Genomic DNA, 25,132 nt, shown 5'->3' on the forward strand with positions numbered 1-25,132 from the left:
AAAATGATAAAGAAACTAATGTCTTTTGCAATCTTGGTATTGTTGGCATCCAGTATGCAGGCACAAGATGAGCTTACACCCCAATTATACGAAACCTATGAGGACTATAAAGAATCGAGCATAGGAAAACGAAGAATAAAACATGCAGATATTCAGCCCTTGATTCAAAAATTTAAGGCCAACCCAAAATTTGAAGTACAAAAAGTAGGGGAGTCCATTCAAGGTCGGGATCTGCATTTGATCAGCATTGGTTCTGGTGACAGTAATATTTTTCTGTGGTCGCAAATGCACGGGGATGAACCAACGGCTACGCAAGCCATTTTTGATATTCTGAATTTTTTGGACGCCCCCGAGTTTAATGAGGAGAAAGAAGCTATCCTATCCAAATTAAAGCTCCATTTTTTGCCCATGCTCAATCCGGATGGGGCAGAAGTGTTCACAAGACGTAATGCCTTGGGTGTGGATATTAATAGAGATGCTTTACGATTACAATCCCCAGAAAGTCAAACATTAAAAAGGCTTAGAGATAGTTTAGATGCAGATTTTGGCTTTAACCTTCATGATCAGAGCAAGTACTATAATGCAGAACGGACCGAAAAGCCTGCGACCATTTCCTATTTGGCCACTGCGTACAACTACGAGAAGGATATCAATGAAGTACGTGCCAATGCAATGAAGGTAATTGTTTACATGAACAAGATCATTCAAAACTATGCCCCAGGACAAGTAGGGCGTTACAGCGATGATTTTGAACCCCGCGCTTTTGGGGACAATATTGCCAAATGGGGCACCAGCTTAATTTTGATTGAATCAGGAGGGTACCCTGATGATCCAGAGAAGCAGGAAATCCGAAAATTAAACTATGTTTCCATTCTTTCGGCATTGTATACCATTGCCAACGAATCTTTTAAAAATATTCCAATCGGAGATTACGAAAAGATACCCCGCAACGACCGTATGTTGTTCGATCTAAAGATAGAGAACGTGACCTACGAGCTTATGGGAGATGATTACATTCTTGATTTGGGCATTTTTAATCACGAGGTAGATTTGGAAGGGCACAACCAATTTTATTACAAAAGTTCAGTCGCCGACCAAGGTGATTTATCTACCTTTTACGGATATAAAACTTTTGATGCCAATGGTTATAAACTTGTTCCACCAAAGGTGGCACAAGTTACCCGTATTGAGGACCCGATGGATTTATTAAAAGACGGTGTGGCCTACGTTAAAACAGAAAAACCGGAAAAAAGTGCATTTGTGCACTTTCCTTTGATCTTGGTAAATGATGCTTTTAAGTTGAAAAACTTTAGACTGCAACCAGGTATTAACCCTACCTTCTTTTTGGAGAAAGAGGGCAAGCTTACGCACGCCGTGATCAATGGTTTTTTTATAGACCTCTCCAAACCTTTGGATCAGCAGAACACGGGCAATGGACTAATCAATGGCAAATAAATTATCATAAATAGCAAACTACCTCGGGACAAGCCCTCGAGGCATTGGTAGGAAAACATATTTTGATTTCGAGGTAAGCCTCGGAGCATTTAAATCTCGATTATTGAGTAAATAACCCTTTAATTTATAACAATGAAAAAACAAATTTTAGTAGGATTATGCCTATTGGCAGCGCAATTTACATTCGCACAAGAACCCATCAATCTTTTTAATGGAGAAAATCTGGACGGTTGGATCAATCATGGAGAAGAAAAATGGTTTGTGGAAGATGGTTTGCTAATCTGTGAGAGTGGCCCCAAAGGCGAATACGGATATTTGTCCACAGAAAAATTCTACAAGGATTTTGAATTGACCTTGGAATTTAAACAAGAGGCCGATGGCAACAGTGGTGTTTTTATCCGCTCTACTTTTGAAGGCACTAAAGTAACAGGATGGCAAGTAGAAGTAGCCCCTCCAGGAAAAGATACGGGTGGAATCTACGAATCCTATGGTCGTGGTTGGTTGATCAAGCCCGACCCGGAAAAGGACAAAGCCCTGAAAATGGGGGAGTGGAACACTATGAAAATCCGTGTGGAGGGTCCCAAGGTCACATCATGGCTGAATGGTGTGCAAATGGTACATCTGGAAGATGAAAAAATAGGTGAAGGCGAAGGAGCCATTGCCCTGCAAATACATGATGGCGGTGGTATTCGCGTCAAATGGCGAAACATTGAACTTGTTCCTTTGGATTAAGAAAAAAGAAAAGCCCGATTGCTATAATCGGGCTTTTTTTATATGAATGTTGAATTCTTAATTCTTTAATGGGGTCACTTCAAAAGCTCTATACTCAATAGGGCCGTGGTCTCCTTGGATCATAAATGGACCGGGTTCTCCTTCTTTACTGTCCAAAGCACCTCCAGTAATTCCTGGAATCGTGGCATCGGAAATCACTGTTTTTCCGTTTAGCGTTATGGTAACCCTTCGTCCAATCAAAGTAATATCATAAGTTTGCCATTCGCCAGCAGGTTTGGAAGCATTTTCATTGGGTTCCAAAAAGCCGTACACACCGCCTAAATAAATGTCCGATGGTTCCAAACCTTCGCTATCCACAATCTGAACTTCGTAGCGCCCGCGCAAGTAGATTCCGCTGTTACTTCCTTTTGGGTAACGAAATTCCACGTGTAGTTTAAAGTCTTGGAATTTTTCATCCGTAATCAGGTTGGAGCCGGATTCTGGACTGGTCAAAATACCGTCCTTAACCACCCATTGGTTCTTTTCGCCATCTACATGCCAACCCGAAAGGTCTTTTCCGTTGAACACATCAATGGTTTTTCCCCATTTTGGATTCTCGGTGTATTCCAATTCCGGTGCTTTTACGCCAGTCCAATCAATTATGGAACCATCTGTATAAATTAATGTGCCTTTTAATGTTTCTCCCTGCAATTCACCATGAAAGATCATGTCGCTTCCCTTGGGCTCCCATTGGTTGGGAATACTAAAGGTAAATTTGTTGTCCCCATAAGTTTCTATTTCGGCAATGGGTCTTGCGCTACCAAAAGCGAAGACAAAACGGCCCAAAAGTGTCGCAGTTCCCGAATGTTTAATTTCCAGCCAAGAAGGGGAGGTCTTCCCCATAAAATCCATTTCCAGGTCCCATCTTCCCTCTAACGGACTGATGTGCTGGGCATAAATACTGCTTGTAAAACCTAAAAGGAAGGTGCAAATAAAAGTGTAAATCGTTTTTCTTTGGGTTATCATATGAATGTTTAGTTTGTTTGCTGAACAAGATACGATTAATCCAAAAATTAACTAGCCGTTATAGTACTAGAACCTATTCGCAACCACCGGTAAAACCATTGGCGCTAAACTTGGTCTGAACAGCTCCTTTTAGGCTGTTGTGCGTTAACTGGATCACTAGGTTACTTTCGCCACTTCCATCACGTTTTGGGGTGCAGTATTCAAAAAGGTAGTAGCTTCCCGCTTGTTCCTCTACACGTTGTGAGATATCGTTGAAGGTATTCTCCAATTCTTCTGAATTACTGGCAAAAACACTGGCTGTTTTCCCGATTTGCTCCAAAACTTCGGTATCTATTTCGGCTCCTAGTCCAATGGTGAAGTAGGAAATATTGCTATCGGCTTCCTCAACTGCACGTAAAGCATCGGATTCTTTGTATCTCGAAGCTTGATCGGTTCCATCGGTGAACAATACCACGGATGCCGCGTTGATTACTTCTGAGTTTTCATCAAGCAAGCCCTCGGCAATGTCTGTTGATTTGATCACGGCGCCGTACAAATCAGTAGATGGGTCGTTGCTGATATCCATTGTGATGCCATCTACGGCCGCTGTCAATTCGGCAGCGGAAGATGTCAAGGGGTTTAATAAATGAAGTTCGTCTTCTCCATCAAACCAATAAATGGCCATTTTAAAGGACTCCGTAGTTGGGGTTGGCATTACATTGTTGATGAAACTGGTGGTTGCCGCCTTTAATTCGTCCAAACTACTTTCCAATACGCTATTGCTCAAATCCAGCACTAAAAGGGTGTTGTTGTTAAATACTTGTGAGTTTGGGGAAATTCGGGCAAAGGATTCCGAAGGGGATATGGGTTCAAAACAATCATCGTTTCGTCCTTGTTCGTATATGGAGAACTGTTCGGCCGATAATCCTGAGATAGGATTCCCCATCAAATCTGAAACTCTGAAGAGCACGGAAACTTTTCCGGGCAAAGTGGTGAATTCATCTTGTATGGACAACAAAAGTTCGTTTTCCCCAAAACCGAGGCAATCATCCGGTTCTTCACCAAGTCCCAGTTCCTTGTCGTTAATATCAAAACTGACATCATCATCTGCATTTCCGCAAGAAAATAAAATAAGGCTAAACAATATTGGGAATGTAAACTGAAGTATGTTTTTCATTTTCATAAAAGTTAAGGTTCTGCATGCACAACGTTGAAATTGACCGAAAAGTATTTATAACCTCAAGAATAAAATTAAAGAAAAGTTAAAAGAAACATGGGCTTGTTAAAATAATAGGGATACAAGCTATTTTTAATATTTTCACGCCAATAAAACCTACCAACCTATCTAACCAACAACAAACAATAACGCTAATAGGTTGATATTATGACTATACTTTTGTTCGGTGCCACCAAAGATATTATTGGAACGCCCACACTATCTGTTCCAACGGCAAGTTTAAGCGGCAGAAAAATTCCAAATACCGTAGGGGAACTCAAAAAATTTCTTGAAAATACATATCCAGAACTTAAATCCATTTCCAAAGTGACCGTTGCAGTAAACCAGAATTACGCTTCGGACAATGAGAGAATAAATTCTTATGATGAAATAGCCCTGATTCCTCCGCCCGAATCCGGTAATTTTTAGGTCAATTATTTTTCAGTTCGTTAATTTTATTTTCCATCTGTTCGTTATAATTCCATTCATTGTTTTTATTCAACAAAATTGCTTTTTGATAGTTTGCAAGTGCGTTTAAAGTATCTTTTCGGTTTTCATAGACCTCCGCTAACCCAGCCAAAGCCACCCACCATTTTGGGTTGGCTTCCGCATTAAATTTGAATACTTCAAGTGCTTTTTCATTATAATTTTCGCTGAACAGGTACGAATTCCCTATGCTGTTAATATTCCATTTTAAGTTATCAAAATTGGAATGCGGGTTTTCTTCCTTAAGTTTTTTGAATGATTCTGCAGCCTTGCCAAATTCACCTTTTAAGGTAAGGCCCATAACATCTTCTTCTAAGGTTGAACCTTTTATTTGTGGAATTACAATTCTTGCAACATCATTTACAATAATGTCATAGGCAGGAATTTCATATCCATTCGATAATAAAATAATTGTTGTTTTATTGTCCGCAAATTTTCTGAAAGCAGCTAAATTTCCACCTGAAAATCCATAAGATTTTAATCCGTTCACTGGGTAATTGCCCCAACCATATAAAAAATTGTCCTTTTGATTTACAAAATTGAACGGTGTCCACATTTTAGATTTGGTTTGTTTATCCAGAAGTAAATTTTTATCCAATCTTTTGTTCCATTCAATGAATCTTTCAAGTGTGATGTTAAGTCCATTTCCGGAATGTCCTCTTATACCATTGTTATTCGTGTCTTTTTCAAATGCTTTTGTTTCATCATTATAAAAATATCTAGTAGCACGATTTGGGATGCTTTCTTGCGAGTTGGAAGAAAATAAAACCCCATTTTTCGGATTTTCAAATTGATTGTCAAGCACATATTCATCAAACGGCAACCCTGTTATTTTCTCAATAATTTGAGCAAGCAACCAATAGTTCGTTTGGTTGTACCTGAATTGATTTCCGGTTACAAAGTCCATTTTATCTTTTGCGAGCTTTTCCATTAACGATTTATCAGATAAAGTGCTTTCGTATTTTATGATGTCCGGTAAGCCGGAAGAATGACTTAAAAGATTTTTAATTTTAATTTCTTGCCATTGTGGTGGCAAATCATCCAGATACTTTGAAATTGCATCATCCAAAGTTAGTTTTCCGTCTTGGATAAGCTGAAATACTCCTGTTGATGTGATAAGTTTTGTTGCCGAAAAAATTCTGAACAATGTATTTTTATCAACTTGAACATTGTTTTCCAAAGAGGCTTTGCCAAAGTAATTTTCATAAACTATGCTATCGCCCTCAACAACCGCTAAAGCCAATCCGGGAATGTTGTGCAATCGCATTGTTTTAGAAAGGTAATTGTCGATTTCGGTTTTTAATTCAGTAGAAGTAGTTTTCTTCTTTTGGTTGGTACAAGATGTAGAAAGAAATAATAGTAGGATAAATAAGATTTTGAATGTCTTCATTGTATTGAACATTGATTTCAACAAAGACGATACTTATTCTTGAATGTGGCAAACCTTTATTTACTCCCAACGATTAAGCTAAACATCGTTTTAATGATGTTTAAGCGACTGATTCTGAACTAAAGTTCGGCACAGCTAATGAAGCTTCACTGAAAATCACCTCGGTTATCTACAAGAAACATCCGGTCACTCTTTTTTATATCCAGGCCCACGAACAACACGCCCTGGCATTTCTCCCGTATGCTCACCATCCTTTAGTACTTGGGTGCCGTTCACAAACACATGTTTTACCCCTTCGGAATATTGGTGGGGGTCTTCAAAAGTGGCTTTGTCGATAATGGTAGCGGGGTCAAACAAAACCACATCGGCATAATTACCTTCGGTAAGGCTGCCCCGTTTTTGTATTTTAAGATGGGTTGCGGGCAATTGAGACAATTTATGTACAGCTTCTTCCAAGGAAATCACCTTTTCATCCCGCACATATTTGCCCAACAAACGAGCCACGTTTCCGTAAGCTCTGGGGTGAGTGCTCGATTTTAGGAAGACACCTTCTGTGGCAGGAGAGCCTGCATCGGAACCAAAACTCATCCAAGGCAGTGCTATTTGCTTTTTCACATTGCCTTCGGACATTAAAAAATAAATGGTTCCTACACGACTTCCATCTTGTACTACCAAGTCCATGGCAGTTTCTTCGGGCGAAGTGCCACGCATTTCCGCCACCTCTTTTAATGTTTTTCCCGTAAGATATTTTAAAGAATCCGCCTTAAAACCTACCAACAGGATTTTACTGGGGTCGCCTGCAGCTTGCATCAAACTTTCCCATTCGTCCGTAGGTGTGGTCATTTCTTCTTTCACTTTTTTACGAATGGCGGGGTCCTGCAAACGTTCTGCCCATTTATCATATCCACCTTCTTGCACCCATGGCGGCATTGAGGCATCCAAACCAGTGGCACCAGCCACATAATTGTACATATTGGCCGTAATATGGAGTCCAGCGGCATTGGCAGAGTCCACTTTGGCCACTACATCATCAAACTTGTGCCAATTTTCCTTGCCGCTTTGTTTTAGGTGATAAATCTCGGCTCTAATACCAGCTTCATCCGCAATCTGAATCAACTCATCCAAACTCTCCAATAAACGAGAACCTTCGCTACGCATGTGGCTGATGTACATGCCATCATACTCGGCGGCGACTTTGCAGAGTTCAATCAATTCTTCGGTGCTGGAATAAAATGCAGGCGCATAGATCAAAGAGGAACCCACGCCGAGGGCACCTTCTTCCATGGCTTGTTTTACCATCAATTTCATGGAATCCAATTCCTGTGGAGTAGGGGCACGGTTTTCATAACCTACAGTGTTTATCCGCAAGGTGGTGGCTCCCACAAAAGAGGCCACGTTCGGAGAAACCCCCTTGGTTGTGAGATATTCCAAATATTCGTTCAAGCTGTTCCACTCAATACCATACTTTATGTCCCCTTGACTTTCCTGTTCCTCTTTTTTCATGGATTCGTTAAGCGGCCCCATGGACCAACCTTCGCCAAACACCTCCAAAGTCACGCCTTGTTTTATATCGGCCATAGACCTACCGTCCTCGATCAAGGATTCCGTGGCCCAACTGAGCATATTTATAAATCCAGGAGAAACTGCCAATCCAGTGGCATCTATCTCCATAGTTCCTGAGGCTTTTCCAATATTTCCGATAGCTGCAATGGTATCGGCATTGATTCCCAAATCCCCTATGTACGAAGGACCCCCAGAGCCATCCACGATTTGTCCGTTTTTAATAAGGACATCAAAGTTTTTGGGTTGGGAACAACTGGCTAGAATAATCAGGGCGAACAGGGAGATGAGAAAAGAAATTGGTTTCATAGTCTGGTTATTTGGTTATGGCAAAACAAGTTAGGTGATTTTTTGTGCACTATCAAATTACCAAAGCATGAAAATTTTGCCTCACCTTTCTTCAAATCCAAGCCCCAACCGATTGATTGGATTAAATCATTTTAAAACCTCCGAAGTATCAAAGCAGGCATGCAAACATGCCTGATGGCAGTCAGGTTTCATTGCAGTTACTTTAGTTTCTATAATTTTTTTGGATGGTCCCCTCTCCAGTCTCCCCAAAGGGGAGAAGTTTCCCTCCTTGGAGAGCCTGTCCCGAATCTGTTTCGGGAGATTAAGGGAGAGTTTGATACTGGATGACAAAGAATTTTATTCTTTTCTTTAAACTATGGTTTTCAAACCCATAGTGGTTTATTTACCATACGGAATATAATTCTCCCACTCCCATGGTGTGTACACGTCTTTCAAGGTGACTTCGAGCAACTCCTTAAAAATGCTGTTGCCACGTTCAAAATTGGTCATGATCATAATTCCTTTTCCTGATTCTGGAAAAAGTACGGAATGGTGTACAAATCCGCTTCCGTGCCCTTCTTTAAAAAAAGCTTTGCCATGCGGTGTTTCAAAATAGCCCCAGCCCAGGCCATACCCCAAACGTATTGAATCATATTTATCCGTAATGGTATTGGCCTTATCTCCAAATTGTTTTTCAGAGCGAATTCTGATGTGCGGACTAAAAATCTCATCGTAAGATTCCTTGCTGATCAATTTTTGATTGAGCACCGCGGTCAAGAATTTGGTATAGTCCTTTGCCGTGGTTTCCAAAGTTCCGCCACCTCTGGGCTCGTTGTCCTTATCTTTTTTGAGGGATTCCCCCTTTTCGTTGTGCCCAAGTGCAAAATCCTTGTCAAATCTCGTTTTCCATTCGTAGGCAGAGTTTTCCATGCCCAAGGGTTCAAAAATGTTTTCTTGGGCAAGCTCTTCCAATCCTTTGCCTGTCAATTTTTCCAAAACTACTTGTAAATAGATAAAGCCCTCCCCACTGTATCCGTATTTTGTTCCGGGAGTATGGTGCACCCTTAATTTGTTGTCTTCCTCAAACCATCTGTAATTTTTGAACCCAGTAGTATGGTCTAGGCACATCCTTGCCGTAATTTTATGGTAAAGTGAATCTTCCTTCAAACTGGAAAAGTCATCGTGCCAACGGGTCTGTGGTTCGTACTCGTATATTTTCTTGGGCAGGTACGACTCCAAGGGTGTGTCCAGATCAATAACACCATCCTCGACCATTTTCATTGTCAAAACCCCAAATACGGCTTTACTGAACGAGGCTCCGTAAATGTTGGTTGAATCTGTCAACACTATTTTATTGGGATAATCCTTATAGCCAAAAACCTTTTGATACACGGGTTGGTTGTCATCAAAAATGGATATGGCCATGCCGTATATTTGGGCATCTGCCATCAACTGGTCAATCTTTTTGGTAATGGAATCTTTAGTGATCAACGAACCGTCCAATCGTTCAATGGTTACCTGTTTTGGATTTGAACAACTATTTAAAATGGATAAACCTATTATGAGCAACAGACCAAGCGTCGTATTCTTTTTCAACCTTAAAAAAGGAATGGAAAAGGGATAGTAGCATTTGTTTTTTTGTACCACGTAAATGATGTTGAAGATGATAATGCCGATGCAAATGGGAATCACGGAAATAAAAATGATAAAACCCCATTTCTCGATGGTCAGTAAGCCAACAAACGACAAGATGGCCAAAATCAGTACGGTGATTTGAAAATTGATAACCTTAATACCATGCTCGTTATACATTGGGTTGTCTTCCCGTTTATGAATCCACAGAAAAAGTGGGATAAGCACATTGAGTAAGGGAAGAAACAATCCGGCCAGGGGAGTAGCGTGTATTAGGAGCAACCATTTCTTTTTAATCGTTTCCTCTTTTGGATTTTCCAATGGAACGAGCTCATCTACTTCTATCTCCAAGGCTACTGCCAAGAGTTTAACGGTATTTAGGTGTGGGGAGACCTCTTCTTTTTCGATGCGTTGAATGGTGCGTACCGTAACATTGGTTCTGTGGGCCAATTCTTCTTGTGAATACCCCTTAATTTTTCGTTGATACTTGAGTCGTTCCCCAATTGATGAATTCTTCATAATTTTTGGTTTTAAATTCTGGAACAAAGGTATCTGCGGAGGCACGACAGTACCACGACATTTGTATGTCACCTTTATGTCAACACCGGTAAAACCATCTGTTTTGCGATAAAACTAAGGATTATAGGGGCCAAAACCTTTAAATAGATCCAAGTTAGGGTCAACCATATAGAAAAGCATCAACTATTTCTTCCTGCCCAAAAATCGGATTACGGAACCTGTTCCCACATGGCCATCGCCTTCGTTGAGCTCTACGGTGGTTTGTTTGAGTTCCAAGATTTCGTAGTTGGGAAAATCGGCTTGCAGTTCTTCGATGGAAAATAAGGCATCCAGATTACTAGGGCCACCTACGCTTGGATTTTTCTTTTTATATGCCAAATGCGCCTTGCTGAATGCTTCAAAAATGATGGTCCCGCCTTTTTTTAAGTAACTGTGCAGCAATTTATGGTAGCCCGAACGGATGTTGGGAGGGAAGTGGGCATAGATTAAGGCGATGGCATCGAACTGTTCTTCGCGGTAGCCCAATTTGGGGAGTTCTCCAACCTGATAGTCAATGGAAACCTTGTTTTTCTCAGCCAGTTTCAATGCTTTTTGTTGTCCTACTTCGCTGATGTCGAAAGCGGAGACTTCCCAGCCCAATCGAGCGGCATGTACGGCATTGCGCCCCTCGCCCTCGGCACCAAAAAGAATAGAGCCTGTTGGTAGGGTAGCCAGTTTTTCTTTTAAATAGGCATTGGGTCGGGTGCCGTATGCATATTTGGTTTGCCCAAATTTGGTGTTCCACTTTTTAAGCCAATCAGTTGCCATAGGTATTGTATACAGTTATTATTGTCCAAAATAATTTTCGCCATAGAAGATTAAGTCGATGTGACATATTGCTTTTCTAATGAAAGATTTTGTCGTTGCGGATTGATTAAAATGGTTATCATAAATATCTTTTAAAACACTCATTATGTAATCCTTGTTAATTTCTTCTTTTTTCAAATGAGTAATGGCTTGAATATAGTATCTCAATTCTCTTGTATCGACTGTTTTAAAGTCAATTTTTTTATCAGATTTTAGTTCCCTGATTGCATTGGTTATTTTTTTTGCAGCCTCTGTGCCTGTAGAAATATTACCAATTTTGAATTTTGTTAAATTGTTCTTTTCAATTTTAAATCTTTTCTTTATATCATTGACTTTGTTACCTTTCGAATTCTTTAAAAGATCAAGAACTTGTTTCTTGCTTAATTTTGATTGTTCTATATAAAAATAGATTGGGTAATAAACGGTGTTTTCGTGTACTACTTTACGAAAGAATTCACTTGCGCTATCAGAGTCTAATTTTTGCTCGAAAAATGAATTGAATAATTCAAAATGTGTAATGATGTGATACTTGTTTTCTACAAGTTGTACAATTTTATTACTATCTATCGGCTGAACATCTCCAATTAATTTCAGTGTTGGTGCTCCATCTTTTTCCACGAATTTCCCCTCATTAATGAATGACACTTTTTTTAATAGTTCTTCGGGAATCAAAAGTTTATTTTTTGAACCGATAAGCTCACCATTCATTACATTTAGCAATCCGATATTTTCAACTCCAATAGTAGCTACATTGTTCATTAAGTTAAGCCAATTATCATTTAGCTTCTTCTCTCTTTCCTCGATCATGTTTCTTAAATCGCCATAAGAAATTCGTCTACTTTGTCCAGGATATCTATAAAATATGTCACTTTCTTGAATGTTATTATTTGCGGTTTTAATCGCGACAATAGGTTTATTTTGTGATTTGTAGATATATAAAAATCCTATTTTTAAACCGTCAATTTCTTTAATGAATAGCTCAAAATGTATTTCAGGCGCAAAATAAGACAATAGCTCTTGAGATAAATCTTTATTGTCGAACTGTTCTAATTTATCATTTTTTAATCCAACTAATTCTCCATTATTTTTTACTCCATATAAAATCAGGCCCCCATTAGCATTTGAAAAACTTGCAATCCATTTTAGTAATTTTTTGTCTTTGTGTTTTGGACTGTGAAAACTTTCCTTAAACTCTATTTCCGAATGCTCTTTTTGTCGGACAAAGTTTTCCGAAACAATGAAGTATTGTTTCCAATCAAATTCTTTTTCAAATGACTTTTTCAATTTTGAGTTTTAGTTGTACACACGGTTAAGCTAAACATCGTTTCAATATTTTTTAACGACAGATACTGAACCAAGCTTAGTATAAGAACCGAAGTTCGCAGAATTTTAAGTTACTGGCAAAAAGACTTATTAAGCGTTATCAACACTAAAGTGTTGTAGGATAAAGGGTTATATGTTAAATAGCCCTTCGACTCCGCTCAGGCTGACATTGTCACTTATAATTTTACTCCTTGATCATTTCCAAATCATCATTGGAGCCCGTCATCTGCCAATGCGCCAGTGAAATAGGGATATTTCCGATACTGTTCAGGGTATCAAAAAAATCTTTTACCACAAATGGCTTGCCTTGTGATTCTTTAAGTTTAGCATAATCGGCCAATGCGTTTTCCAATAAATATTTACCGGTAATATAACTGGTTCCATAGCCCGGTTGGCGTAAATACAGGTGTTGTTCAAAAATAAGCAGATCTTTTTCCGTTTTCATCCATCCGCGGGGCGTGTACTCACTGTGAACCCCTCCAGCTTCCTCCATGGTCATTTCATTGGCGTGGGCGTACAACGACCCTAAACCCCGTGCAGCGCGCTGTGCAATCATGATATATACAATCTCTTTGGTTCTTGGGCTATCATCATACAAACCAGCTTGCATAAACATTTCTTCGACCGCGGTGGCCGTCCCCTCATTTCTTGAATCCCAAATGTTATATAACAAAGGGCCTTTGCGTATTTCACTTGTATGGGGTTCGGTATCCATGCGCGCTAGTTCAAACCAATGGTAAAAATGGGAATATAGTGGCCTTGGGTCGTAATGCTCGCCAATCGCAAAAAAGTTGCGGGTCTCCTTGGGTATAAATTCGCCCAAATGTTCGCGTAGGGCGGGTTCAAAATAGGGTTTTACGGTAACAATGTCCTGTTCGTCCAAAAAATTGATCAAACTGTTTGCGGCTTCGTCGGCCATTTTATTGTAGGCTTCGGGGGAGTCCGCCTCAACCAATGCTGGCAGATTTCTATTTCGGTGTTCTTCTAGCTTTAACGAAGTCCAAGCACGGGCAAGTTCACGTTTTAGGATCATCACCTCATCCTCCCAAGTTAGTGGTACCAAGTGTACATTCTGCAAATACCAGGTATAATTGTCTTTGCCAATGCCCGAAGGCCCGGTTTTTGATTCGGATTCAGCCTGCAACCAAGAAACAAGGTCATTGGTAGAAGCTATGGCATCGTCGATAACGGAAACCAATTCCGAGTCATCTTTAACGGAAGTTCTCTTTTTTAATTCGGTTAGCAAGCTACTCTGATTTTGAATATCCCTAATCCCGGTAACCCATAAATCCCTTGCGTTTCCTGTCAAATTCTTCTTGGCCTGTGTATTGAATGGTGCAATTATCTTTAGGTCGGACAAGAGTTTAGACCTTTCTTCTGATGATAGGGGGAATGTGTAGGTCCATAATTCTGTTGTACCATGATTGGTTGGCCCCTCGTGAGCAGGAACATCGCTTCTATTGGCCCAAACCGTTTTATAAAAAGCAGGATCTCGGCTCCAAGGCTTTAAAATGCGATGATTAAAGTCGTAACCGTTCATTTCGGCCCAAACAATCATCCAATCCACTTGGTTTTCTACGGGCCAATTTGTTGTGTCGATAGATTGCAGTTTTGACTGTAATTCTTTGAACCTTGGCCAACGTTTTTCAAAAGTTTCTACCGTATAATCAGGTGCCCCGTCAAGTAACGGTGGTTTTTCGAAGGTTCTCCATGCTTTAAATAAGGTAACTAAATCTTGATAATCGTTAGAGGTGAAATTTTTAGTCTGGGTTTGATTGACTGCGGTTGCTTCTTTCTTTTCAGTTTGACAACTAATAATACATAACATCAACAAAAAAGAAAGAAGGAAATAGGTTGTTTTCAAATGACTACGGTTTTTTTATTCAGAAAAGTTTTAACAATCCAGGCAATTTCGTTGATTTTTCTTTTACAAACAATAATTGTACAAATGTGTTATCAACACTAAGTTGTTGGAAGATATAGGGCTGTATTCGCTGTACCCACTACAATTAATGAAGATAAATATTAAATATATTGATTATCAATTAGATACATCCTATTTTTTTGATGCTTCCGGATTGTTTGGACGCCCTCTTTTTGTTTTCACAGTAAATAAAGTTTACAAAGCCAAGCAATTGTTATTCATCTTTGTACTTCTCAAACCAAGCAAGAACAGCAGCTATTTTTGCAACCAAATTACTCGGTTTGTTGGCAATACCATGTCCGGCCCCAGGAATACGTACCATTGCTGTTTCAACGTTCTCCAATTTTAGAGCGGCATAAAACTGCTCCGATTCTGCAATAGGGGTACGGTAATCTTCTTCGCCCGTTAACAGCATTGTGGGTGTGGTTACATTGCCCACATAGGTAAGGGGAGAGCGTCTCCTATAGTTTTCTGGATCTTCCCAAGGTTTTTTTCCGAACCAATATTTGGAGAAAAACTGTACACCATCTGCATAGAGCACAAAACTTGTCCAGTTAATCACGGGTTTTGCCACAACGGCAGCCTTAAAACGGTCAGTTTTGCCCACAATCCAAGCAGTAAGTACACCACCACCAGAACCACCGGTCACAAACAGATTTTCTTCGTCCACGTAGCCTTTTTCCAAAACGGCATCCACGCCCGACATTAAATCCTCATAATCATGGTTGGGATAATCGTGGTGTATCAGGTTTCCAAATTCTTCGCCATAGCTTGTACTTCCACGTGGGTTGGTATAGAGAACCACATAACCTTCAGCGGCGTAGGCCTGAATTTCGGCAGAATATACTTCGCCGTAACTGGTAAAAGGACCCCCGTGTATTTCCAAGATCATTGGATATTTTTTGGAGGGGTCAAAATCGGGAGGGGTTACGACCCAACCTTGAATTTTGCGTTGATCATAGGAGGACTCCCACCAGATTTCTTCCACATTACCTAATTTTTTAAAGGAAAACAGGTCATCATTAACTTGGGTCAAACGCTTTGTGTTTCGGGTATCAGCTACGCCCAAATCCGAAGGGTGGGATGTATCGCCCAGGGTGTAAGCAAATTTGTTGTTGGTGGAAGCAGAAAAACTGGCCGCGTTATAAGGTCTGCCCAACGAAAGACCGCCCAATCCGTCCGTAATAGTATCCACCTTGCCCGATAGGCTCATGGAAGCCAATTTGCCCATTCCTTGATCGGTGTAGCTAAAATACAGACCATTGCCCTTGCTGTTCCATGCCATATCTTCCACATCACGATCAAAATCACCAGAAATTAATTGGGAGTCTGTCCCATCGGTGTTCATTACGTACAATTGGGTAAGCTGATATCCCTGCAAACGGTCATCGTACCCCAAATAAGCAATTTTAGAACCATCTGGCGACAATACCGGATTACCGTCAGGACCGTAGCGGTCGGTTAATGGATTGATTTCTCCATTATTTACATTAATACTATAAATTTCGCTGTCTGCAGGTTCAAACTCTTCATCTTTATGGAAATTGGCGCTAAAAAATAGGTTTTTGCCGTCCTTACTCCAGATAGGACTGCCATGGTCAAATTCCGAAAATGTAAGTTGTTTTGGCGTTCCCCCGCTAATGGGCAAGGTAAACAATTGTGAATTGCCACCTTTGTAATACCCTGCACCATCGCCACGGTAATTCATTTTATCAATGTATTTCGGCGGTTCGTTCCATTTGGCGCCCTCGGGCTTTTCTGGCATTTTAATAATGGATTTGTTGGCTTCGGGCACGAACATATTAAACGCCAAGTGTTTGTCATCATAAGACCATGAAACTGTCCCCGGTGATTGTGGTGTATTGGTAAGGGCCATAGTTTCCTTGGTATCCAGCCACATGAGGTAGAGTTTCATTTTGTCATCCGCCATATTTGACTTGAAAACAATTTTTGTTCCATCGTGCGACCATTTGGGGGCAAAATCGTTATGGTTTCCTGAGGTTAACGGACGATTGTTGGAGCCATCAAAATTGATGATCCAAAGATTGGAAAGATTGCGGTCCGTCATCACATCCTTAAAATTCCGAACATAAATGATTTTAGATCCATCCGGGGAAATTTGAGGATCGGAAACATATTCCATATTGAAGATGTCCAATAGCTCCAAATTGGATTGTACTTGGCTAAAACCTAAAGGAATGATGGCCACAAAAAGTAACAGGGCAACTAGTAATTTTTTCATGAGGAAGCGTTTAGTTAGTTTCGATTCTTAAAAATAGGGAATTTATCTCCTTATTTTTTGGTACAAGCGTATAAAAGTGGTGTTGGATGGATTAATATGTAGTGGTCATGTTTTGATCTACACAGATAATGAAATCAGCCAAATTCTTGTTTTCTTCCTCCAGTTTATGCACATTTTCTTGTGTTACGGTGGATAGGGTACCGTAATCCAAATCAGGCCACTCCAATTGCAAATACCACAGGATGCCCTCGTAGTTGTTGGAGTGGTAGGCACCGTTGTAATGCAAAAACAAAGTACCCTCCTTGTAATTTTGAAGAATAAAATGGGCCATGGTCGCATCTTTGATGGCTTGAGCCATAACTAGAGTAGGACTACCGTGGTCGCCCATCATTTTTAGGATGTTTTGATACCCCGGCAACTTGGGGTCGTAAGCAATGGGCAAGGGGGCAATCCATTCTTTTTCTTGGGCAGGGAGTGAGTCCAAGGCTTCAAAACCGCCCTTGTACACCATACTGGCATAACGTCTAGGCACGTTGGATGCGACAAAAACCAAATCGTTGTCCTTCGCAAAATCCACCAACGGCGCATAATCGGTTTTATGGTTGTTCCACAGTCGTGCGGTGGAATCCAATGTTTTGTCGTCTATTTTCCCCGATAAATAATCGTTGAGCTCGTCTTGATTATCGGATTCGATCATTTCCGCACCAAGAATGAGCTGTCTTTTGGAATGAAGGTCAGCGGTAAGCTCGTATTGCAGCCAATGTGCAATAGGGTTGTTGTGCAGCTCCCCGAACAAGACCATATCTTTTTTCTCCAAGGTCTTGAGCATTTTTTTGTAGGAGACCTTTTTGCCCTTGGCATTGTAGATAACGTAGGGTTTCTTCTGCCCATAACCAAAGGTTATGAGTAGGGTGAGGGTTAGAAGGAGGGGAAGATTTTTCATTTGATTAGATTCAATCCTCCCACTCCGTATGGAAAATACCTTCGCGGTCCAAGCGCTCGTAGGTGTGCGAACCAAAATAGTCCCGTTGGGCCTGAATCAGGTTCAATGGCAAACGGCTACTGGTGTAAGCATCAAAATAGGTGAGTGCATTGGAAAGGCCCGGTAATGGAATGCCATTTATGGCTCCATAGCTCACCAATTCGCGTGCTGCATCTACTGTGCTTTGTACTTTTTCCACGAAAGAAGGGGAGAGCAAGAGGTTTTGTAAATCCTTATCCGCTTGGTAGGCTTCGGTTATATCGGCCAATAAGGCAGCACGGATTATACAACCAGCACGCCAAATTTTGGCAATTTCGCCCAGTTCAAGTTCGTAACCGTATTCTTTGGAGGCATCTGCCAATTGGTGCATACCCTGCGTATAGGTAATAATGAAAGCAAAATATAGGGCCTGCTCCGCTTTTGTGGTAAAGTCATCTTTGTCCACCGCTTTTGGCGTAGGACGGCCATATAATTTGTCCGCTTTAATGCGTTCCGCTTTTAAAGCGGATATTTCACGCATGCTCACTGCAATATCAATGGTAGGCACGGGGATTCCCAAATCCATGGCATTCTGGGAGGTCCATTTTCCAGTTCCTTTTTGTTTAGCCTTGTCCAAAATCATATCCACAAGGTCATTATCCGTCAAATCATCTTTTTGTTCAAAGATTTCCGAAGTGATTTCCACCAAAAAGGACTGCAAACGACCATCATTCCAACGAGCGTAGGTTCGGTGAAGCTCATCGTTGGTAAGTCCACCCGCTTTTTTGAGCAGATCGTAAATCTCGGAAGTCAACTGCATCAAACCATATTCGATACCGTTGTGTACCATTTTTACATAGTTTCCTGCGGATTTCGGACCCAGATACGCAACGCAAGGTTCTCCTTTGTATTTGGCCGAAACGGCTTCAAAAATAGGTTTTACGTGTTGGTAGGCTTCTTTGGAACCACCGGGCATAATGCTTGGTCCTTTTCGGGCACCCTCGGCACCACCGGAAACCCCAGCGCCAAAAAAGTTGATGCCTTTTTCTTTTAAATAAGCCTCGCGACGGTCGGTATCGGTATAAAAGGAGTTTCCTCCATCAATAATAATATCACCTTTATCCAAATGGGGCAGCAAACCATCGATCACGCTGTCCACTATTTTTCCGGCAGGTACCAATAACATAATTTTTCGAGGAGTGGTCAGCGACTGTACAAAGGTTTTTACATCGGTGGAGGCATTCACTTTTGCGGTATCACCACCTTCATTGATCAAAGCATCCACTTTTTCTTTGTCCAAATCATTTCCAAATGCAGTAAAACCATTATCAGCTACATTTAAAATAAAATTACGTCCCATTACTCCAAGGCCCACAAGGCCAAAATCATACGTATCTGTCATTATATATTTTTCTTCTTCTTTGGTGTTGATACAACCTTGAGGTTGCGATTTCTTGAATTACGAACCTAAAATAAACCTTATATTCGTGATGCTCAAAGATAATGACTCCTTATTAAAAATGAATGGTGTCAAGAAGAGCACAATCTGCCAGAAACCGAAAATACTATGAAAAAGACAGATAATCAGATGCTCGTGATTTTTGGAGCATCGGGTGATTTGACAGCAAGAAAATTAATGCCATCCTTGTTCAACCTTTATTTGGCCGACCAGTTACCCGAAAATTTTGTGGTGCTAGGGGTGAGCCGCAGCAATCTGACCGATGAGGCATTTCGGGACCGTGTAGTGTATGAAAGTGATTATTTAAAAGAAAAAACGAAGGACCTGAAAGCAGGCAAGGTAAAAAGCTTTGCTAACAAGCTTTATTACGAGGACTTGGGCGATAGCTACGATACCGATTATGGCGGCCTGCGTAAGCGGGTGGAAGCCCTAAAAGAAGAGTACAACACTTCTGGAAACATTATTTATTACCTATCCACACCGCCCACACTTTACGAAACAATATCGCAAAACCTGTCCAACGCGGGCATGAACACCCAAAACAACGGCTGGAAACGCTTGATTGTGGAAAAACCTTTTGGTTACAGTCTGGAGACGGCAAAAGAGTTGAACAAAGGGCTTCACAAGTACTTTAAAGAGCATCAGATATACCGAATCGACCATTATTTGGGCAAGGAAACCGTTCAAAATCTTTTGGTGACCCGTTTCTCCAACAGCATTTTTGAACCCCTTTGGAACCGTAATTACATTCAGCATGTGGAAATTACCAACGCGGAAAGTGTAGGTGTTGAAAAGCGTGGAGGATATTACGATAAGTCGGGAGCCCTTCGGGATATGTTCCAGAACCACTTGTTGCAAATTGTTTCGTTGGTAGTGATGGAGCCACCGATCGGTGCAGATGCAGAGGAAATCCGAAATGAGAAAGTAAAGGCGTTAAAGTCGTTGCGTATAATGACGGACGAAAAGGAACTGTTTGAAAACACCATTAGGGCCCAATATGTGGCTTCCAGAGTAGATGGGAAAGACGTAAAAGGGTACCGGGAAGAAGATGGGGTAGACCCGAATTCCACTACGGAGACCTATGCCGCCATCAAATTTTATGTGGACAACTGGCGTTGGCACGGGGTTCCTTTTTATGTGAGGACCGCTAAGCGAATGCCCACCAAAGTGACCGAAATTGTGATTCACTTTAAAAAGCCGCACCACCAAATTTTTAAGGGTTCCGAAATGCAAGAAATGGATAACAAGTTGATTATCCGCATACAACCCGATGAAGGAATCTTGATCAAGTTTGGAGTAAAGGTTCCAGGTCAAGGATTTAAAGTGGAGCGTGCCAATTTGGATTTTTATTACGCCAATTTGGCCGAAACCTATGTAATGGAGGCCTACGAGCGCTTGTTGTTGGACGCGATGCAAGGAGATGCCACACTATATGCCCGTGCCGATGAGGTTGAAGCGGCTTGGGAATTCGTGGATCCTATTTTGAATTACTGGAAAAGTGGTAAAGATGTTCGCATGTATGGTTATGCGGCTGGTGCTTGGGGACCGGAAAATGCAGATGACTTGATTGATGATGAGGGCTACTGGCGTAACCCAACAGAAAACTTGGCGGACGATCCAGGGTATTGTGTGATTTGTTAATTTGTCGGATGTCGGATGTCGAGAGTTGAGAACAGAAAATAAAATTTACAATGGATTTAAAAATATATAAAGATAAACAGCAGGTTGCGGAACAGTTTTCCAGCTATTTTACGGATAAACTAAAAGATAAGGATGCTTTTTATGTAGCATTGTCCGGGGGTAGTACCCCTAAAATTGTTTTTGATGTATTGGCAGAAAAGTTTTCAGACAAAGTAGATTGGAGCAAGGTGCATTTTTATTGGGGAGATGAACGCTGTGTACTCCCAACCGATGATGAAAGCAATTATAAAATGACGGTAGAGCATCTTTTTTCCAAAATTGAAGTGCCCAAAGAAAACATCAATCGAATATTGGGCGAAAAGGACCCTGAAGGTGAAGCTTTGCGCTATGCCAATTTGTTGGAAATGGATTTGGATAGGGTAGAGGAGGTGCCTCAGTTCGATTTGGTAATTTTGGGTATGGGCGATGACGGTCACACCGCATCTATTTTTCCACATGAAATTGAATTGTGGGATTCGGAAGATCATTGTGTGGTAGCTACGCATCCAGATTCAGGCCAGAAACGGGTTTCCATAAACGGGAAGGTTATCAATACCGCCAAAGAAGTAGCTTTTTTGGTCACCGGTGCATCCAAAGCCGAAAAGGTGAAGGCCGTGGTAGAAAAAACGGAAGGTTCCGAGGCTTACCCGGCATCCTTGGTTAATCCAGCTTTGGGGAATTTGTTGTGGTTTTTGGATGAGGCTGCTGCTGCACGGCTCAATCAAAATCCATCTTAACGTTTTCGCCATCTAAAAACTCCAAATATTCGTTCACTTTAAAGTTGTTGGATTCGTATTTGCTATCTCGTTTAAAAGCAGATTGTTTACGTTCCTTGCTGCGTGCAAATCGACGAATATCTTGCTTGGTTTTTAAAATAAGACCGGGAACTAACTTATTTTTACCATCCTTGCCCTTGGCCACCATGGTAAAATAGGACGAATTGCAATGTTTTACTTCTCCCGTGGTCACATTTTCCGATTCTACCCGTACCCCGACCACCATGGAAGTTTTTCCTGTGTAGTTGATGGAAGCTTTTAACGTGGCCAGTTCCCCAACTTCAATTGGATTTAGGAAATCCACTCGATTCACCGAAGCGGTGACGCAATAACTTTGTGAATGTTTGGATGCGCAGGCAAAAGCAATTTGGTCCATAAGGTTGAGGATATGCCCCCCATGTACCTTGCCGCCAAAATTGGAATGGGAAGGGAGCATAAGTTCGGTGATGGAAACTCTACTTTCTCTGGATGATTTGAATTTCTTCATATTTTGTTGGGGTTTTAATCGAATCCTTTTTTTAATTCGATTATACACGACTGTACCAGTGGTCAATCCAAATGTCACATCGAGCGCAGTCGAGATGTCTTTGTCAGCCTTTCGACTGCGCTCAAGAAGACAAAGACAAAAATATTGACAAAAACTATCAATACCATTGGTACAATTGCGGATATACAATTTTTTAAAAAAGTAAATAACAGCAATGTAAAATGATTATCAAATATAATCCAAAGCTAAAAGAGTTGGCCAGGCAATTACGAAATAATGCTACAAAAGCCGAAGTTGCTCTGTGGCAGAAACTAAAGCGGAATCAAATGCACGGATTATATTTTTCAGTTTGAAGCGAAGGGGAATACACCTCCCTCAATCCCTCTTTCTTAGGAGGGAAGTTATTGAACTCAAGACGAGTTCATTTCAAGACGAGTTCATTTCCCCTTTAAAAAGAGAGGTTAGGGGTCTGTGGTTTAATTTCTAAAAATCGGCGATTTCTCGGAGTTTACTTCCGTGATAAAATACTTGGTGTCGCCCAGCCAGAAAAAGGTGGCGTAGCGCTCCTTGTAGGTGACCTTGATGTACTGCCCTTGGAACTTTTTCATCTTTTCAATGATTTCCTCTTCCTTGTCCTCTACAGAAAACGAAAATACATTTGTGCCTGACAAACCTTGACTGATCTGTCCTTCCCAAGTTTTGACCATCACGCCTTTTCTACTGAATTTGATGAGTTCCCCCGAACGATAACCCTCACTGTAGGGCACATAATAGATAAAAGCAAAATAGCCCACAACACCAACTATAATGGCGATGATGAAAATGGTCAAGAATTTTTTCATGGTTCGTGTTTTAGTTCATTTCTTCAAAATCGTCCTCATGGGCACGTTTTAAAATAGGTTCGGGCAAGGATTTTTTTGCTTTGGCCCCCATTTTCTTCAATTTTTCGATTGAGGTGACAATGTTTCCCCGTCCTTCGACCAACTTGTTCATGGCACCGCGATACTCGCTTTTCGCTTCATCCATTTTTTTGCCCACTTTGGTAAGGTCGGAGACAAAGCCTTCGAATTTATCGTAAAGCGCTCCAGCCTGGCGGGCAATTTCAATGGCATTTCGTTGCTGTTTTTCGTTGCTCCACATACTGTCAATGGTGCGTAACGTGGCCAAAAGCGTAGATGGGGTAACAATAACGATGTTTTGCTCAAAAGCTTTGTTGTACAGTGATACATCTTCATTTATGGCTACGGCAAATGCAGGCTCAATGGGCACGAACATCAGTACAAAATCTGGACTCTCCATTTCGTAGAGGTCCTCATATTTTTTGGAGGAAAGCTGTTCCACGTGCCTGCGTAAGGAGTTGATGTGATCTTTTAGGAATTTGGGTCTATCCTCTTCTTCGGCATTGGTGTAACGTTCATAATCCGTTAACGACACCTTGGAATCCACCACCATTTTTTTGCCGTCGGGCAAGTGAATAATAACATCGGGCAACACTCTTGTGCCATCTGCACGCTTAAAGCTTTGTTGTACACTGTACTCTCTATCTTTCTCTAAACCAGATTTTTCCAAAACACGTTCCAAAACCAGTTCCCCCCAATTCCCCTGCATTTTACTGTCCCCTTTCAGGGCTTTGGTCAGGTTTTCGGCCTCTTGGGTTATTTTCAGGTTTTGGGTCTGTAAATTGAGCAATTGCTCTTTTAAAGCAGCGTGAATACTAATGTTTTCCTTTTGTGATTTCTCTACCTTTTCTTCAAACTCCTTAATTTTTTTGTTGAGGGGCGTCAGGATATTTTCGATGTTCTCCTTGTTGCTTTTGGTGAATTTTTCGCTTTTTTCATCCAAAATTTTGTTGGCCAAGTTTTCAAATTCCTTCGTGAACTTTTCCTGTAGCTTTTCAACCTCTTCCTTTTGCTCTTTGTTTTTGAGCTGAAGATTCTCCAAATCGGCTTGGTACCGCACAATTTGGTTGCTTTGTTGTTCTTTTTCGCGCTGAAGTTGTTTTTGTTCCTCGTCGCTTAGCAATAATTTATCGTTCAAGGATTTGATGGTGGTGTTCAGTTGTTGTTCCCGCTCGCCCCAAACGCTTTCGGTGGATTTGATCTTTAGTTTTTGGATGTACATGCCCACAAAAAGCCCAACGACCAATGTGATAATGCCAATTATGATAAAGGTAAGTTCTGTGCTCATTAAAAAATTTCTGAAGGATAAAGATAACGGATTACAAAGATAAAATGTCATTTCTTCCAAAGCAGAAATCCACAAAATGAGTTCGTAGTCAGAAGTCGGTTTGCAGTAAGCAGTATGCAGTTGGCAGTTTGCAGTTGGCAGTAAGCAGTTGGCAGTTGGCAGTAACTCAATGACCTAATAACTTAGTCCGAAATGTCACGTTGAGCCCTTCGGCTATGCTCAGGATAAACTAAAGTCGAAACGTCCGAAATCGGAAGTATGCAGTACGCAGTCTGCAGTAACTCAATAACCCAATAACTCATAACTCCTAACTCTGAACTTGCTCTTGAACTTGATGCTTGAACTTGAACTTGAACCTGAAACCTGAAACTTGACACTCAAGTCTGAACTGTTTTGACTGCCCACTGCATACTGCAAACTTCCCCATCAACCCAACCCATGCATCCATCAATCCAAACGGGGCATCGGTAAGATCGTGCCCAAAATTCTCCCGTGAACATCGCATCTTGTCCCAATTTATAATCAAAAACTTAATATGTTATGAAACACATTGCAAAGAAATTAGGTGTTGCACTCATGGCCACCATCATGATTTGGAGCTGCGGGAAGGACGACGGCCCCGAGCCGCCCAAGAACACCGCACCGGTGATCAAGGCGCACACCTTTACGGTAGCGGAGACCATTGCGGACACCGAGACCATAGGTACGGTGACCGCCACCGATAAGGACGGTGATGCCCTTGCCTTTAACATCAAGACCAACGACGGCAACCTTTTTGAGCTCACCAAGGAGGGCACACTGAGCCTGGCCGCGGGCAAGGCACTGGATGCAGCGAGCAGCGACAAGCACAGCATAACCGTGAGCGTTACCGATGGCACGGCCAAAGTAGATGCCACGGTGACCATAAAAGTGACAGCGGTCGACCCAGATAATCAGTCCCCGGTGATCGAGGCACAGGAATTTACAGTGTCCGAAGCGATCACCG

General features: G+C 41.3%; 21 protein-coding genes. 7 read left to right on the forward strand and 14 right to left on the reverse strand.

Annotation, left to right across the window (positions count from 1 at the left end):
• The first annotated feature begins 3 nt into the window (after positions 1-3).
• Positions 4-1,455: a M14 family zinc carboxypeptidase gene (locus AC13CS_RS01685; RefSeq protein WP_293163597.1), complete on the forward strand. Its 1,452-nt coding sequence runs from the start codon at positions 4-6 to the stop codon at positions 1,453-1,455.
• Between the two features lie 132 nt (positions 1,456-1,587).
• Positions 1,588-2,187 carry a 3-keto-disaccharide hydrolase gene (locus AC13CS_RS01690; RefSeq protein ID WP_163624480.1) on the forward strand — a complete coding sequence of 200 codons (600 nt, stop codon included), beginning with the start codon at positions 1,588-1,590 and terminating at the stop codon, positions 2,185-2,187.
• Between the two features lie 57 nt (positions 2,188-2,244).
• Here the strand turns inward: AC13CS_RS01690 and AC13CS_RS01695 are convergent, their stop codons facing one another.
• Positions 2,245-3,192, reverse strand: coding sequence for a 3-keto-disaccharide hydrolase (locus AC13CS_RS01695; protein ID WP_293163590.1), 948 nt, complete (start codon positions 3,190-3,192; stop codon positions 2,245-2,247).
• A gap of 73 nt (positions 3,193-3,265) precedes the next feature.
• Positions 3,266-4,348, reverse strand: a complete 1,083-nt coding sequence (locus AC13CS_RS01700) for a VWA domain-containing protein (protein WP_293163587.1) — start codon at positions 4,346-4,348, stop codon at positions 3,266-3,268.
• Between the two features lie 207 nt (positions 4,349-4,555).
• Between AC13CS_RS01700 and AC13CS_RS01705 the strand changes: the two genes are divergently transcribed.
• Entirely contained in the window at positions 4,556-4,816 is a 261-nt protein-coding gene (locus tag AC13CS_RS01705) for a MoaD/ThiS family protein (RefSeq protein ID WP_293163584.1), read from the forward strand.
• A gap of 1 nt (position 4,817) precedes the next feature.
• Here the strand turns inward: AC13CS_RS01705 and AC13CS_RS01710 are convergent, their stop codons facing one another.
• From AC13CS_RS01710 to gndA, 9 genes are all read right to left on the reverse strand, one after another.
• Positions 4,818-6,263 (reverse strand): serine hydrolase domain-containing protein, encoded by a 1,446-nt coding sequence (locus AC13CS_RS01710; protein WP_293163581.1) that lies wholly within the window; start codon positions 6,261-6,263, stop codon positions 4,818-4,820.
• A 186-nt stretch (positions 6,264-6,449) separates the two neighbouring features.
• Complete coding sequence (locus AC13CS_RS01715) at positions 6,450-8,132, reverse strand: D-aminoacylase (protein ID WP_293163578.1); 1,683 nt, start codon at positions 8,130-8,132, stop codon at positions 6,450-6,452.
• Between the two features lie 378 nt (positions 8,133-8,510).
• Entirely contained in the window at positions 8,511-10,262 is a 1,752-nt protein-coding gene (locus AC13CS_RS01720) for a serine hydrolase (RefSeq protein ID WP_293163575.1), read from the reverse strand.
• A gap of 183 nt (positions 10,263-10,445) precedes the next feature.
• Positions 10,446-11,069, reverse strand: a complete 624-nt coding sequence (locus AC13CS_RS01725) for a class I SAM-dependent methyltransferase (RefSeq protein WP_293163572.1) — start codon at positions 11,067-11,069, stop codon at positions 10,446-10,448.
• Positions 11,070-11,087: 18 nt separating this feature from the next.
• Positions 11,088-12,392 (reverse strand): ATP-binding protein, encoded by a 1,305-nt coding sequence (locus tag AC13CS_RS01730; protein ID WP_293163569.1) that lies wholly within the window; start codon positions 12,390-12,392, stop codon positions 11,088-11,090.
• 223 nt (positions 12,393-12,615) lie between these two features.
• On the reverse strand, positions 12,616-14,295 hold the full coding sequence (locus AC13CS_RS01735; RefSeq protein WP_293163566.1) for a hypothetical protein: 1,680 nt from the start codon (positions 14,293-14,295) through the stop codon (positions 12,616-12,618).
• A 274-nt stretch (positions 14,296-14,569) separates the two neighbouring features.
• Positions 14,570-16,597, reverse strand: a complete 2,028-nt coding sequence (locus tag AC13CS_RS01740) for an alpha/beta hydrolase family protein (protein ID WP_293163563.1) — start codon at positions 16,595-16,597, stop codon at positions 14,570-14,572.
• A 91-nt stretch (positions 16,598-16,688) separates the two neighbouring features.
• On the reverse strand, positions 16,689-17,540 hold the full coding sequence (locus AC13CS_RS01745; RefSeq protein WP_293163561.1) for a ChaN family lipoprotein: 852 nt from the start codon (positions 17,538-17,540) through the stop codon (positions 16,689-16,691).
• Positions 17,541-17,550: 10 nt separating this feature from the next.
• Complete coding sequence (gndA, locus tag AC13CS_RS01750; protein ID WP_293163558.1) at positions 17,551-18,960, reverse strand: NADP-dependent phosphogluconate dehydrogenase; 1,410 nt, start codon at positions 18,958-18,960, stop codon at positions 17,551-17,553.
• Positions 18,961-19,125: 165 nt separating this feature from the next.
• On the opposite strand from gndA, the gene zwf reads away from it, so the two are divergent.
• Positions 19,126-20,658 carry a glucose-6-phosphate dehydrogenase gene (zwf, locus tag AC13CS_RS01755; protein ID WP_293163555.1) on the forward strand — a complete coding sequence of 511 codons (1,533 nt, stop codon included), beginning with the start codon at positions 19,126-19,128 and terminating at the stop codon, positions 20,656-20,658.
• A 50-nt stretch (positions 20,659-20,708) separates the two neighbouring features.
• Positions 20,709-21,434 (forward strand): 6-phosphogluconolactonase, encoded by a 726-nt coding sequence (gene pgl / locus AC13CS_RS01760; RefSeq protein WP_293163552.1) that lies wholly within the window; start codon positions 20,709-20,711, stop codon positions 21,432-21,434.
• On the opposite strand, the gene AC13CS_RS01765 is transcribed toward pgl, so the two are convergent.
• The gene (locus tag AC13CS_RS01765; RefSeq protein ID WP_293163549.1) at positions 21,415-21,960 is read right to left on the reverse strand and encodes an acyl-CoA thioesterase; all 546 of its coding nucleotides are present in this window, start codon (positions 21,958-21,960) and stop codon (positions 21,415-21,417) included. The genes pgl and AC13CS_RS01765 overlap by 20 nt on opposite strands.
• A 221-nt stretch (positions 21,961-22,181) precedes the next feature.
• Between AC13CS_RS01765 and AC13CS_RS01770 the strand changes: the two genes are divergently transcribed.
• Complete coding sequence (locus tag AC13CS_RS01770; protein ID WP_293163546.1) at positions 22,182-22,313, forward strand: DUF559 domain-containing protein; 132 nt, start codon at positions 22,182-22,184, stop codon at positions 22,311-22,313.
• Between the two features lie 123 nt (positions 22,314-22,436).
• On the opposite strand, the gene AC13CS_RS01775 is transcribed toward AC13CS_RS01770, so the two are convergent.
• Together AC13CS_RS01775 and AC13CS_RS01780 are read right to left on the reverse strand one after the other, a co-directional pair.
• Positions 22,437-22,802 (reverse strand): 6-phosphogluconate dehydrogenase, encoded by a 366-nt coding sequence (locus AC13CS_RS01775; protein WP_293163543.1) that lies wholly within the window; start codon positions 22,800-22,802, stop codon positions 22,437-22,439.
• 10 nt (positions 22,803-22,812) lie between these two features.
• Positions 22,813-24,147 carry a DNA recombination protein RmuC gene (locus tag AC13CS_RS01780; RefSeq protein WP_293163540.1) on the reverse strand — a complete coding sequence of 445 codons (1,335 nt, stop codon included), beginning with the start codon at positions 24,145-24,147 and terminating at the stop codon, positions 22,813-22,815.
• A gap of 645 nt (positions 24,148-24,792) precedes the next feature.
• On the opposite strand from AC13CS_RS01780, the gene AC13CS_RS01785 reads away from it, so the two are divergent.
• Positions 24,793-25,132: cadherin repeat domain-containing protein (locus AC13CS_RS01785; RefSeq protein ID WP_482888334.1), on the forward strand; the 340-nt coding region annotated here is incomplete at its 3' end.

This window comes from Flagellimonas sp. B-3, from assembly GCF_056857835.1.